Origin of the sequence: Comamonas sp. 7D-2 (assembly GCF_022749555.1) — a bacterium.
In the GTDB taxonomy this organism is placed as follows: Bacteria; Pseudomonadota; Gammaproteobacteria; order Burkholderiales; family Burkholderiaceae_C; genus Comamonas; species Comamonas thiooxydans.
Genome location: NZ_CP094238.1, coordinates 3451598 through 3465555 on the forward strand (window position 1 = coordinate 3451598; position 13958 = coordinate 3465555).

Genomic DNA, 13958 nt, shown 5'->3' on the forward strand with positions numbered 1-13958 from the left:
TTCTGTCCATTTCAGATTTGCATCGAATATCAAGGAGTTGAAGCATGAAGAAAAACATCAGCCTGACCCGCTATCTGGTCGAGCAACAACGTGTGGACGGGCTCATCCCCGGCCAGTTGCGCCTGCTGCTGGAAGTGGTGGCCCGCGCCTGCAAGCGCATCAGCTTTGCCGTGAACAAAGGTGAGCTCGGCGACGTCATGGGTACGGCCGGCAGTGAAAACGTGCAGGGCGAAGTGCAGAAAAAGCTGGACATCATCGCCAACGAGACCCTGATCGAAGCCAATGAGTGGGGCGGCCACCTGGCCGCGATGGCATCGGAGGAAATGGAAGGCATCTATGTGGTGCCCAACCGCTACCCTCAGGGCGAATACCTGCTGATGTTCGACCCCCTGGACGGCTCGTCCAATATCGACATCAACATGTCCATCGGCACCATCTTCAGCGTGCTCAAGAAGCCTGAAGGCCACCCTGGCGTGCACGACAGCGACTTCATGCAGCCCGGCACCCAGCAGGTGGCTGCCGGCTACTGCATCTACGGTCCCCAGACCACACTGGTGCTGACCGTGGGCGACGGTGTCTCCATGTTCACGCTGGACCGCGAGCAAGGTTCGTTCGTGCTCATCGAGGAAAACGTCAAGATCCCCGAAGACACCAAGGAATTCGCCATCAACATGTCCAATATGCGCCACTGGGATGCCCCTGTGAAGCGCTACGTGGACGAATGCCTGGCTGGTGCAGACGGCCCACGCGGCAAGAATTTCAACATGCGCTGGGTTGCTGCCATGGTGGCTGACGTCCACCGCATTCTGTGCCGCGGCGGCATCTTCATGTACCCCTGGGACAAGCGCGAACCGCAAAAGGCCGGCAAGCTGCGCCTGATGTACGAAGCCAATCCCATGAGCTGGCTTGTCGAGCAGGCCGGTGGCATGGCCACCAACGGCCGCCAGCGCATCCTGGACATCCAGCCAACGCAGTTGCACGAGCGCGTGAGCGTCGTCCTCGGCTCCAAGAACGAAGTGGAACGCGTGACCAGCTACCACCTCGAAGCCGATGAAAAAGCGCTATAATTTATAGCTTATCGCCGGTGTAGCTCAGTCGGTAGAGCAGCTCATTCGTAATGAGAAGGTCGCGTGTTCGATTCATGTCTCCGGCACCAAGTCAGTAAAAAAAAAGCCCGCTATTTAAAAGATAGCGGGCTTTCTTCTTTTTCGGGTCATGCATCCCCTATGCATCCAGCGGTACATAGTTTTGCGCGTTTTGGCCTGTTGCTGGCGCTACCTTTCCCCCGTTTCATTTAGGTTCTTGTTGTTTTGTGGTGTCCCAGGTGTCACCCGTGTCACCCGTGTCACAGCCTTATTTCATGCGGGCTTCAGTGTTTCCTTACTGTCACAGCTTGGCTGCCGCCTACTTGGAATAGGTGTCAACAAAGGTCTGCGGGTAGATGCGGCTCACGCCCTTTATCGCGCGCACATAGAAGGTGTCCTGGTTGCCTAGATGCCAAGATGCGCTGTCTCAATGAGGTTCTCCGCTGGGCGCTTTCACGCCCGGATTGATAAAGATTCGTACCCTTATCAAAACGGGAAACCTCACCTGTTGGCAAGGCCCACTGTCAGATCAAGACTGAACTTCTACAACTTATGCCAAACGAATCAATGCAGCAGTACGCTTTGCTCGCGTTAATGCAACGTAAATCAGCTTGCGTTGATTAGTAGTCTTCTCTGGGTCCCCTAGATAAGTCTCCGGTACCACAACTACAACGGAGTCAAACTCCAAGCCCTTGGCGCGGTGCATCGTCGCGAAATGCACAACACCTCGGCTATCAGCATGGTTCGTCTGCGCAGTAATGGTCACACATGAAAAACCTGCTGTCGTGACCTGTTGAGCAAGCGTCTCACGGATTTTTTCCGAGGGTGCTATCACGCACACAGACCATGCATCTTGCTCACCTTGCGCCTGCTGTCCATTTTTGAGGAAAGTAATGGCTTGCGCTGCGGCTGCCTCTAAACCTTCAACCTGATAAACACTTGGTACTGGCCCGTGAGACAGGGATTTATATCGCAGAGTCTCATCTTGGCCGCCATCCAGGTCATCCACATCGCAGCCTTCAAGCAAAGCCACAGCCTGCTTGCGAATTTCATCTGTTGTGCGGTAGTTCAGGTACAGCTTGCGTGCTCGACCACGGATATCAATGCCACATTTACTCATAGCCGCTTTATTGCGGCTGTAGATGCGCTGGTGACCATCTCCTACAAAGAACAAGTCATTGGCTCCGTACTCAATCATGGCTCGTAGAAGCTTCAGTGCTTGCTCGCCAAAGTCCTGTGTCTCATCTATCAGGATAGCGCTGTACGCAGGGCGCTGTGCCTCACCGGAAGAAAGCATGGCAGCCACTTCGCGGTAAGCATCGTCTACTTCCTTGAGCTTGCGTGAGCTGAGCTGACCTCGATACTCTTCAAACACAGGCCAGATAGCGTCTCGCTTGGCTCGACTCAAGATGCCTTCACGCCCTATTCGACGGGCAACTCGGTATTCATCGCGTGTGGTGATACCTTGGGCAAGAATGACTTGCTCCAGTTCTTTTTCGTAGAAGTCCTTGGACAAATCTAGGGTCGTATCCCGCACCGCCATCGCCGATTCCCAAGCCTGTAACGCACCATCTTGCTTGCGGTCATAAACAATGCGGTGTTCTAGCTTGTGACTGCGCATGAATCCATGGACCCAAGCATCAAAGTTACGGACCTCAATTTTTTCGAGTATTGACTTGTTGCACAAGGTGCGCAGGTTCTGCTCGATATCACTGGCAAGGTTTTTGGTGAATGTGGTGAACAGTACCTTTTTACTTTCTGGCGTGCGGTTCTCCGCCAACCACTTGGCACGATGCATGGCTAGCACCGTTTTGCCAGTACCTGCCCCCCCCAATACACGCATTGCCCCACTGCGGTCACCATCAGCGAGCTTCTTTTGTGTCGGATGCAGGAAGACTCGCCACTGTGCCAAGGGCGCATTCATGATCGCCAGCATGGCTTCGTCGTCATCCACAATCACAAAACGGGACTGAGACTCCGCAGTGTCTAAAGCTGCAGCAAAGTTCTCCGTATCGATGGTGCGGTCCACTCGCGTTTCTCGAGCAGTGAGCACTTGACTCACTGTGTCCCCTGCAGCGACTAAGAACAGGCCTTCATAGGCTTCTACAGGCAATCTGACCTGTAACGCATCTAGTTGGGTATCGGAAACGATGGTGCGTACTGTTTCCAACATCTCCTGTGGCACACCAAGGCTTAGCAACTCGCGGTCTTGCAGCGCTTCAAACAATGGCGGTGTGTTCTGTTCAGCCGTGGCGGCTGCAGATATAGTCTCCTCGGTGCTTTGCACCAACACCATTTGCATCGCACCAGTGACAGGGTTCACTGCGAGCTTACGGTTCTCAGCCCAACGATATGCCTCATCGTGATGTGCAACATAGAGCAGCACATACACATCACCACTGCTAGGTTTGAAGACAATACCGCGCCAGTCGCTATCTATACGTACGGACTTCAGATTGCTATCGCGTGCACCAAGAATGTTTTCGTAGTTAATCCCTGGACTTTTCGGGTCTGTCTGGAACTTGATGGCCCATTGCATGACCTTGGAATGCACATTTTTTGGCAGCTTGGAAAGTTGGAACAAAAAATCTTGTGACAGGGCTACTTTGGGTTTGAGGCTCATGCAGCCACTCCTTCATCCAATTTGACTTCAATACCTAAATATTCAGCAGCAACGACTTCCCACGGCTTGCCTTGCGCCATAGCCATATCTTCATCGAGCACCAAGCATTTCCAGCCATCGACCACCCAATGCTCTTGCAGGTCTTCTTGGTCTGCTCGTAGTATGACAAACTGGGCATCACTCCAAGCCAGCTCACAGTCAGCCACTGCACGGCCTTTGCTGTCAGCCAGTTCTAGCCCTACCTCGGGTGGCGACACGCCTGCATGTGCCAAGGCTTTAATGCCAGCAGCCATAGGTTCCATTACTTGCTCAATCACGGCCTGCCAAATGCCATTGAGTGCAGCCTGGGTTGCACCTTGAGCTGGCTGCGCAGACTTGGAGCTGGCACTGAGTACGTCGTAATCGTGTGCAAGCAAACCTTCGCGCTCCACCAGCCATGTGCCTGGCATGAACTGCAATGCGTTAAAGGCTTGCAGCCACATACGCCATGCGTGGTGTAGCGCCTCTTCACCATCAGCTGAGGTGTCATCAAACAGCACGGCACAAGGTGCAGTCCAGTTTGCTTGCTCTGGCCACCCCTTAGCGATAAGCATAGGCCACCACCCAACAACACTCGTGGCACCTGACTTCTTCGACATGACAGGGGCGAACCCAGCGCCTGGCTCCTTGAGGTGCATAGGCAAGTACTCTTGCCACTGTGCGCGCTGGTGCGTTGCAGCCTCTTTGTCTACAGGTGTAGAAGGGACCATCAAAAACTGCAACCAAGAAGCATTGCGCTGCAGGGCATCCACTGCCGCGTCTTGACTTGCAGTGCCTTCAGGGCTGGCAAGCCACTGCAGCAGTTTGGCGACTGCATGCTGGGTGAATGCCTTGGCTTGTGCTCTTGGCACTGTCACGGGGGCTTTGCTGCCGTCATGGCGACTCAACGCGACCGTCAGCGCTTCCAAATCAGTATCTGTAGTCTTATCTAAGGCTGCGGCTACATCTTGGTGGGTCACAGACCACACCCAAAACATTCCACTGGCCACCAAAGCACTGCGTTTGAGAGCATCTTGTCGGATGCTGTCTTTGTGATAACTCCAGCCGTCACAGAACACCGCTATGGGTCGGCGCTTCGAGTTGGTGGACCATGGCCAAATTACAAAGTCTGGCAGACTAGGTACAGCTACCCCATCATCGCTGTGGCATTGGCGTTGAGGTTCAATGCGATAACGCTGGCCATTGAGTTCCAGCACATAGCCGGACTTGCCATGGACAACGTCTTGCACGAGCTTCACAGTGGGTAGGCCTGCCACCCCACCCATCTTTTTGAGGCTCTCAATAAAGCGCGCTTCTAAGACGGAATCGAAATTCGGGTTGATATAAATGTCAGAGATGGTTTCTACCCGCTGCAAAGCAGGCAAAGAATCGACCAAATCAGCGAGAACCGCCTTGGCGCTATCTCGGGAAACCAGTTCCATATTGCGCCCAAGCCGGTATTGGTAGAGGCAGCGATAGCAGCCATCTTTTTCAAGGTCAACGTTGCAGCTGCAGGTTTGCAGCGCATCTAGCGCAAGGTGCAAGACTTCAGCTAAGGTCTTTGCATCTTTAGCTAGCAACTGGTGCAAATAGCCTGTCCCGCCTGGTACCGAGTCATACAACATGACATAGTGCTTGCGCGGGCCACCATCTTTGCCGGGCTCATCTTGCAACACCATGCGCAAGTGGTCGACCTTTCCGCCAAAACGACGCTTCAGACCCAATTGCACAGCCGCCATAAACGACTGCACCACGGTGTCGTCCACGCCATTTTTCGTATAGGGCACCAAGATGCGCAGTGCCTCAGACTCAAACTCACGGTACAGGTACAGGCAATCGAGCAAATTGCTTGGTTCATTGCTGCCGTGTTTCACGCAGTCGAAACTATGGTCTTGCTCCCCAGACAGCGTAGCTTTGCGGGTAATTTTTTGCACCTTGCCACAATGCTTGCACAGCTTAAAGCCGGGGCGCTGTGTTTCTTTATCAGCGACCTTGAATGCCTCACCTGACTTGGCCAACTCACCAAAGTTCACATCCCTGAACGTGACGCGGCCAATAAATTCAAAGCCAAAAGGCGTCCCGCCTGTGGGTATCTGCCATGCCTCTTTGATATCGACAGGCTTGAAGTCCGCCAGCAGCTGGCGCACGTAGTACTTTGGTTCGCGGTCTTCTGCGCTGTCATCAATACGCACCTCGGTGTCATTGCTGTTGGCAATCGCTTGTCTAAAGCGCAAAAGGGTTCGCTTTTGTCCACCGTCCGACCACATGGCATCACCGCAGTTCGGGCATACCGCATGTACATCAGGCTCGATGCTCAGGTTCTGCATGTGGTGGCAACTGGGGCAAAACCGCCAGTCGTCCGTATCGGCCAAACTCATATTGATTTGGTCGATTTCCACCCGGCGCTGGTTCGCATAGAAACGATTTTCTGGCGCAAACTCTGACAAGGCGGACTGCGCAGGACGCTCGTACTTTTGCGTGGCAAGAGCCACATAGTTGCCTTGACCAGGCTCGTCCTCACCACGTTTGCGCCACAGCACAGATTTCAGCTGAATGCCCGACTCAGGGAAGGCGTAGTTGGGAATCAAGCCTGCATCGGTCAAGGTGTTGAGCAAGTCGCGACCATTGATTTCCTTGATAAGCTCCAGCATCTTGTCACGCTCCCGCAAAAGCGCATCCAGTTCTTCTTTGGTGGCTTCGTCTTGTGGCTTTTGCTGCAACTGTTTTTTGCTGGCGTCTAATTCCTTCTGGCGTTTTTTGTAGGTTTTGCGCTCCTCCACCAGCTCTTCCAAGGTCTTGGTCAAACGGGTGCGCAAGCCATCGCTGTCGCCTTGGCCTTGCATAAAGTCCCACAACCGGTCGCGGACTACGGCATCCACATCCTGCCCCAGCAAAGCCATAAAGCCATCAAACAGACACTGCTCATGTTCAACCACATGGTCACAGAAGATGTATGGGAAGCGGTCTTGCTTGGTCTGCTCCATCGCGTCCAGCGCTTGCGAGGTTTTATCGGGAAGTGCACTGTCATTTTTGAGAGTGGATACCCAGTCATCCATGCAAAAGGCAAACAACTGCCTGCGCAAGACTTCAGCAGCTTTCAAAAAGACGCCGGGCGGGGCGACTTCACCGGCAATCATTTCCTCGGTCTCAGCAAAGAAATACAGGTCGTGTGGGCTGTTGCCATCGGCCAAAGTGGTGGTCATGGCATTGCCATCGCGCCGGCCGGCACGGCCAATGCGCTGCAAAAAGCCCGCTTGGTTGGGAGGCACCGAGCACAGCAGCACGGAAGACAAGTCCCCAATATCCACACCCATCTCCAGTGTGGGGGTAGCTGAGAGCAAGTTCTCAAACCAAGGTTGCGGATTTTTGTCCTTAAACCGTAGCTCCAAGGCCTCACGCGCTGTGCGTTCCAGCAAACCCGTGTGTTCAGCCGCAATCACGCGGCGCAAGTCCCCATGGCTAAAACGCTTGACCCACCAATCCCCTGCCTCAGGTATGAGCTGGTCATAGCGGTACTCCACAGCGTTCAGGCAGGGCATGCCCAGCAACTGCTCGGCATCCTCACGTGCTACCGCCAACTTGCGTTTGTTGGCGGACGTGGACAGAAAAGCCACGTCCGTGCTCACTACCAAGGCATCCGGGTTTAACGCCAAGGTATCGCCCTGCTGGCTCATCGTCCGCAACAACACGCCATGTTCCACCAGCACCTTGATGGCAGCTCGGCACAAATCCGCCGCCATTCCTTTCGATAGCAGTGCCTGTTGGCTCAGTACTGCCTCAGTCCAACGCTCATACCAAGTTGGCTTGGTGCTTCCTGCTAGCTTGTCGAAATGCTTATGTTGGCCCAGCGTCAGCAAAACTGGCTTGGCGGTGTACTCGCCCATTTTTGGCATCCACTCCGCACGGCCGGCTCCTTTGACCAAGCGCCATACATTGGCGGTCTCTGCATACTCCTGCATATCCGCATGCATCACGCCACCGCGACGGCGCATGTGGGTCAATGCCCCCCAAAGCCATTGGCACAGCAAGCTCTTATCGACCGCTTGCATGCCAAAGCTCTCGCGCAGCGCAGGCAAAAGGTCATCTACTACTTCGCTCAGCCGTGACAGCGGCACCGCCATAGTCACTTTGCCAATGCGCTCTAGCGTGCGGCCACGCTGGCTTTGGTAGGTTAGGTCGCTAAACAGTTGCCACAACATGCGCTTGCGCACCTTTTGCGGCAGGCGGGAGGTCGCGGGCAAGCTACCTTTTTCCAGTAGCTCCACCGACCAATCGTGCTGCCACGCCATATTGGGCGCCAAAAACTCGGCGACGAACTCCGCTGGTGGTCGGTGCAGTACAGACCCCTCTTGCGCAAAGCGTTGCTCAGCCTGCTCCAGCAACTGCGACCAAGTCATGCTGACAGCGCCCAGCTCATCCAGCACATGCGCCCATGCGGTACGCACATTGTTTTGCCATGTACGCGCCCCAAAAAATCCCGCGCGGTGGGCTGCGTCTTGCACGGAGTCAGAGAACGCAATCAGCTTTTTGTCATCGTTAAAGCGGCTGGCCCAGCTTGCATCCACCACTTGCGAGCCCAAGGTCGCATTACGCGCACCCAGCAAGAGCAATTCACCGCGCTCTCCGCAGCAGGGGCAGGTATCATCATGCCGTGTGTAATGCACATTGCCCGATACTTGCGAGCGCTGTGCCGTTACTTGAAATATTTGCAGCAACTCCTGGTGCCCACAGGCCAAGCACTCTTTGTCAGCGGCTTGCACATTGCCGCAGGCTACACAGGCAAATTGGTGCAAGCCTTGTACCTCTGGCCTGTTACCTACGCTTTTAGCCGCATACAGCCTGGCCGCTTCGGGCCTGCTAGCAAACCACGTGTTGTAAATCTCATCGAGCTTGGTGGACAGCTTGCTGCTACCGGGCACCATGCGCGAAATCCAGCCCGTAGTCCGGCACTGGCTGCACTGCACCATGGGCAGGTAAACGCCTTCGCGCTCTGCAGGTAAGTCACGCTCACTGCGCAAGCAAACATCTTCTGGGTTGATGGCCAGCTTGCCCACCATGCGGCGCAGCTCGCGCACCCACAGTTGCACACGCAGTGTTACCAAGGGCTGCTTGCCATCACGCAAGGCCCACGCCACCAGCACTAGCAAGGCATCCAGTACCCGAGCCACCTGGGCACGGCTGGCGGCAGGCATATTGCGCGCAAATGCATCCTCCAGCGCGTCGTAGCGCGCCACACCGCTTTTCATCAGGCGCAGCAAGTTCAAAAACAACTGATGCTGCTTGAGATATCGGCCCAACCCTTGGCGCCATGGCAGTGTGGAAACCTCTTCCAAACTGGCCGGTTGCGGCTCACTCGGGAAAAACACCTCAAACCACGCCTGCACCGCCTGCTCAGGCGATGCGTAGCGCTCTGGGTCTAAGGCAGCATCTACTGCGGGCGTCCACATGAACATATAGCTCACCATGGCATCGCCCAGAAAATCGTCCACAGACAAGCGGTTTTCCGTTACCACCGCGTCGTCTGCAAAAGGCACGCCAAACACCTGGCGTGCATATTCACGCAGCGGCGCGGTGCCGGATGAGCCTCCCAGCGTTGCCGAAGTCCCCGCGCAAATCAGATGTCCTTCTGGCGTCTTTAACCGCGCCCGCAAGCGGCGCAATAGCAGCGCCAAGTCCGTGCCTTGTGCGCCATCAAATGTGTGCAGCTCATCCACCACCACATAACGCAAAGTGGTCGGTCCGTTGTGCGCCCACAGCTTGCGGTCTTTGGGCCGCAGCATCAGGTAATCCAGCATCTTGTAGTTGGTCAGCAAGATGTCTGGCGGGTTCTTGCGCAAGGTGTCACGGTCGGTAATCACCGAGGTTGGCGTCATCACCATGCCAGTGCCAGGTGCACCTGCCGCACCGCCCACATACAAGCCCACACGCAGTCCAGCAAACGCGGGCACCTTGGCAATGAGCTCTGCAATACGTCGCGCTTGGTCGGTGGCAAGAGCATTCATGGGATAGATGACCAAGGCTTTGATGCCGCTCTCACCCGCTTTTTTGCTGCGCACGCAGTGGTCTAAGACCGGAAATAAAAAGCACTCCGTCTTACCAGAGCCAGTCCCCGTGGCTACCAAGGTACTTGCCGCCATGCGCTGGCTTGAGAGGCGCTGCCAAGCCATCTCTTGGTGCAGATAGCCTGGGTGCTCTGTCTCAAAGGACGGAAAAAAAGACCGCCCGGCCGTCCCCACTGCGAACGGCAGGCCCATTTGTACATAAGGGCCCTTGAGCCACGTGGCCTCATCGTCCGTAAAGCGACGCATGAGCCCATGCATGAATGCATCGGCTGGCTCATAGCTTGATACCAAGAATTGTTTAAGCCCTGTTTGGATGTCACGGGCGAGCAAGGAAGGGAGCATGGCTACAAACTACTTCTTGGGGGATTTCTTGGAGTTTTTAGGTTGAGGAGGTGTGGGCCTCCAGCCCAAGGCTTTCTCCACCTCATCCCAAGCACTTTTGAGTAAATTTCTCTCGGCGGTCACCAATACACCCCGCCGCAAATCATCTAGCGGGAACCAATTGCCATTACCTTCACAGTAAAAAACACGGGTGTACACATTGCCGGTGTGTGACAGTCGATGCTTTTCATAGCGCTCCGACAGCAGGGTGAATGCGTGGTTCAAGCTAATTGCTGGCTCCTCGAACCCCTCTGGCATAAGGACCGTACTGGCTTGTAACTCACAACGCTCCAGCCCCTTTACCTTGAGCCATAAGCCTCCCGAGTCCAAAGACAGTTGCCCTTTCACTGGGCGTTGCGGGCCTAAGCGCACTTTGGCAAAGCGGGTGGTTCCCCAAGGCACACTGATGGGCATTTTTTCTGGATAACCGATTAAGCGCCCATTGGTATCGTGGTCAGTCAGCGCCACCAGCAACTCTGTCCCTTCATCCAGAATCTTGACCGTCAATTCCTGCATCACTCGTTGCTTGAATTGCTCGTTGTTGATGTCCCTAGCATCCAGTGTCAACTCGGCCAACGTGCCCTCGCGCACCGGCACATCACCGCCGTAGAAAAACTCCCAATGCGCGCCCACGCGCTTGACCGGCAGAGTCACCTTCTCCGTCCAGTCGGCATCAAAATAGTTGCTACTCATATCTCCTCCGGCCCTAAGCGGGCTCCGCCTCTCACATGGCTGTAGTTGTTCGTCATTTGACAGGGCCACCAGGAATGGCTAAAATCTTCCGCAATACGACCGGCGCCTCTGCACTTTTGTGTACGCGTCGGTTTTCATTTGTGGCTTTCGCGTCGTCTCCACAAAGCGTCACCCTTCCAGCCAGGGTACAAGCCAAAATCTGACAGCGCCAATACGCCCTGCGCCGTTTGCGGAAAGTCGTCTTCCAACAACTGCGCCAGCCGCGCGCCCCAAGTGGAGTTCGGGCAAATCCGGCCCAGCAAGTGCTGCATCAAGCAAAAGTAAAAAAATGGCCGCGCAGGCTTGAGTTGTGTGGGCCAGCCTGCAGGCAAAGGCGATAGCTCCAGCACATTCAGGTTCCACAGCCGGGCGTGGTGCGCAGCTACGTTGCGAATCATGTTCAAACTGCGCAACCATTGGCCAAATGCTTTGCCATCGACCGCACCGTATCGGTGTGCAATGGTTTGCTGGTCTTCGTATTTCATGCCAGCGAACAGCTTGGAGAGCAGGCCAAAGTCCCACACCTCTACAGCGGCCCATACCGGCAGCGCCCCGTAAGCCTGCAAGTGGTGCTGCACAAACGGCTGCTTGCGTGCTTGCGACTGCAGTTGCTGAAACCGCTCCAGCCACATCTGATGCATGGTCTTGCCCGCACCAGCACCCTTGGCAATTACCTTCTTGGTGAAGTTGCCGTGCAAGTGCTCGGGTTTGAGGTGCGCCAGCGGGTCACGCTTGCCCAGCACATGGGCCACATCCACCCGCACGGCCATTTCAATGCGTTCCAGCGCATCCAAGGCCAGCAGGCGCAGCTTTTTGTCAAACACATACAACTGCACCACGCTTTGAAAGCGGCTGCCCGGCACAAAGCCGTCAGAGCGCACCGCTTTGCCTTGCTGCGCGGAAGCTTGCTGGTCCACCTCTCGCATGGGATACCAATAGCCGCTGAGCCGGTAATAGCCCAGCCGCGCCAAGTAGTTCAGCGCGGCAGCCTCATCTTCCACCTGCAGGCCACGCTCACGCAGCTGTGCCAATTGCGCTTTGTAGGAAAGCCAAGGCTTTGGAGGCTTGAAAACCTGATGGATAACTTGCTGACTCAATGCTCTTGCCCTTTAAAAACGTCCACGCCGCACGATAGTCGTCCTCGCTATTGAACAACCGGCTCGGCGCTGAGCCTATACCCGCCAATTTCTGCTGCTTGAGCACAGCAAATCTGCCTGGACGAACTGGCGCATAACCTGCATTACGCCGCAATCGGCCAACGCTGCTGCATGAGCTGCGCCAAAGACTGGCTACGTTCTTCAATGTTTTCCAGCTTGTAACCCAGCGGTTTGCCCACACGGCTGGCGGCAAGTGCCTTGACCGAGACCAATCCTGAGGCAGCGTAAAGCGTTGGGACTGTGACCTTGGACTCCACCGTGGCGTTCTGGCAGGCGCTGTTCAGGCCCTTTTCCAGCAGCAACAAATTGCCCAGACGGTGCTTGTGCTCCTCGAACTCCTCGGCGTCCTTGAAGCCGTAGCTGGCAATGTCAAACGCCGGGTTTTGCGGCAGCACATGCTCGACCGACAGGCCGGCGGCATTCAAACGGGACAACTCCGCAATGTCTGCCGCAGGCTGCTGCAGGGAAAGACGGGTTTGGTCTTCCTCCTCCCACAGCATGCGCTGCAGGCCCATATTGCGGTACAGGTCTTCGCTGAGCAGGCGCGAGGTCAGCAACGTATCGGGCATGAACTTGCGGCAGAAGTTCTGCAAATCCATCACCACCTGCTCCAGGGTGGTGCTCGCCAGCCCTCGGGTGATACTGAACACGTCCGCCTGCGGATTGGTGCCGCGCAGCTTGAAGACCCGCAGGTCCACCAGTTCCATCAAAGACTGCAGGGTTCGGCTGTCAATGGAGGATGTCTGCTGCAGCCAGCCCATCAAGTGCAGGCGAATCAGCATGGGATACAGGGTGGCAGACAGGTCTTGCACCACCAGCAGCATGTAGTTAGCGCGGTCTGTTCGCGTGGATTGCACCAAGGCCTCCAAAGCACCGAAAAAGCCCGTCAGGTCTGCGGTGTATGCCTCAATGAAAGCGCGCAACTTCTGCGGGTCAGAACGCAGTTTTTGCAGGGCAGGCTTCAAAAAGCTTTCCAGCACGGACTCTGTGGTTGCGTTGTAGTCCCCGCCTGCCTCCACACCGAAGGGCGTCGCGTTGAATGCGAAGTAGTGGTAACGCAGCACATCGTCCTCGCGGAACGAATCGCGGTCGATATGCCGTATCTGGTAGCCAGGCTCGTTGGCCAAGGCCTTGACGTTGTTGAAAGAGCGGAACGCTTTGCCAAACTGCGTAGCAATACTCTGGTCCAAAGCACCGTCCAGATAGCGGTTGGAATAATAGACCAGCAAGCTTTTGACAATGTCCATCTTGGCCAGAGGCACGCCACGGTCGTTCACGGTCTGGAACATGCGAATGGCCTTGCCCTCGTCACGCTCAATAAACTCCAGCACTTCCATACGGGTCAAGGTGGTCAGCCACTGCAACACCAGCGGCTGCCCGCCTTGCTTGACCAAGTCCTGCACTCGCAAGCGAATGTGCTGGTAAGCCTGCTTCAACCGGGTTTGCCCCGCCGAGGTAGGTTCGGGGTTTTGCTTGGCCAACATGGCCTCAAAGAAATCTTTGTTCTCACCCAGCACCTGAAATTTGTAGCCCGTCAAAGGGTGGCGGATATAAGTGCTGCGCATCGCCGTGCGAACCTCACCATCCTCCAAACTGCCAATCAAGGCATCGAGCAGCATGGTCAAGGTGGTGAGGCGCTGCTGGCCGTCAACCACAAACACCGGCGCAGACGTTGATTGCTGCGACAAGATAAAGGTGCCCAGGTAATGGCCACCCACTTCCAGGGCCTCTTCCACGTCCGCAAACAGCTCGTCGATGTTGCGCTCCTTCCAGGCGTAGTCGCGCTGGTAGCTGGGAACCACCAGGGTCTTGCCAGCAAAAAAGGTTTCAATGGTTTGCTTGCTCATCGCTCGGTTTTCTTGAATATTTGGTCAAAAGCGCCTCTAGCGCTTGCTCAACA

At 55.6% G+C, this 13958-nt stretch carries 6 protein-coding genes, 1 tRNA gene and 1 pseudogene; 2 read left to right on the forward strand and 6 right to left on the reverse strand.

Annotated elements, in window-relative coordinates; all coding sequences use genetic code 11:
• Window positions 1–44 precede the first annotated feature (44 nt).
• Both MPZ60_RS15950 and MPZ60_RS15955 read left to right on the forward strand, forming a co-directional pair.
• Complete coding sequence (locus tag MPZ60_RS15950) at window positions 45–1067, forward strand: class 1 fructose-bisphosphatase (protein ID WP_003061245.1); 1023 nt, start codon at window positions 45–47, stop codon at window positions 1065–1067.
• Window positions 1068–1080: 13 nt separating this feature from the next.
• A tRNA-Thr gene (locus MPZ60_RS15955) sits at window positions 1081–1156 on the forward strand.
• Between the two features lie 251 nt (window positions 1157–1407).
• Here MPZ60_RS15955 and MPZ60_RS25260 read toward each other — a convergent pair.
• The 6 genes and pseudogenes from MPZ60_RS25260 to MPZ60_RS15980 form a co-directional block, all read right to left on the reverse strand.
• Window positions 1408–1517 (reverse strand): annotated as a pseudogene (locus MPZ60_RS25260) (IS481 family transposase); the annotation flags it as partial.
• A gap of 118 nt (window positions 1518–1635) precedes the next feature.
• A complete protein-coding gene (locus MPZ60_RS15960) occupies window positions 1636–3708 on the reverse strand; it encodes a UvrD-helicase domain-containing protein (RefSeq protein WP_034358540.1) in 2073 nt (690 codons plus the stop codon).
• Window positions 3705–10130, reverse strand: a complete 6426-nt coding sequence (locus tag MPZ60_RS15965) for a DEAD/DEAH box helicase (protein ID WP_034358542.1) — start codon at window positions 10128–10130, stop codon at window positions 3705–3707. The genes MPZ60_RS15960 and MPZ60_RS15965 overlap by 4 nt, the downstream gene beginning before the upstream one ends.
• Window positions 10131–10139: 9 nt before the next feature.
• Window positions 10140–10862, reverse strand: a complete 723-nt coding sequence (locus tag MPZ60_RS15970; protein WP_034358545.1) for a hypothetical protein — start codon at window positions 10860–10862, stop codon at window positions 10140–10142.
• Between the two features lie 134 nt (window positions 10863–10996).
• Window positions 10997–11932 carry an Abi family protein gene (locus MPZ60_RS15975; protein ID WP_207383074.1) on the reverse strand — a complete coding sequence of 312 codons (936 nt, stop codon included), beginning with the start codon at window positions 11930–11932 and terminating at the stop codon, window positions 10997–10999.
• Between the two features lie 209 nt (window positions 11933–12141).
• A complete protein-coding gene (locus tag MPZ60_RS15980; RefSeq protein ID WP_034358547.1) occupies window positions 12142–13905 on the reverse strand; it encodes a DUF262 domain-containing protein in 1764 nt (587 codons plus the stop codon).
• Window positions 13906–13958: the final 53 nt, after the last annotated feature.

Excerpts from the sequence above, each read along its gene's own strand:
- MPZ60_RS15950 (WP_003061245.1), top strand. The coding sequence starts at position 45 with ATGAAGAAAAACATCAGCCTGACCCGCTATCTGGTCGAGCAACAACGT.
- MPZ60_RS15965 (WP_034358542.1), bottom strand. The coding sequence starts at position 10,130 with ATGCTCCCTTCCTTGCTCGCCCGTGACATCCAAACAGGGCTTAAACAA.
- MPZ60_RS15980 (WP_034358547.1), bottom strand. The coding sequence starts at position 13,905 with ATGAGCAAGCAAACCATTGAAACCTTTTTTGCTGGCAAGACCCTGGTG.
- MPZ60_RS15960 (WP_034358540.1), bottom strand. The coding sequence starts at position 3,708 with ATGAGCCTCAAACCCAAAGTAGCCCTGTCACAAGATTTTTTGTTCCAA.
- MPZ60_RS15970 (WP_034358545.1), bottom strand. The coding sequence starts at position 10,862 with ATGAGTAGCAACTATTTTGATGCCGACTGGACGGAGAAGGTGACTCTG.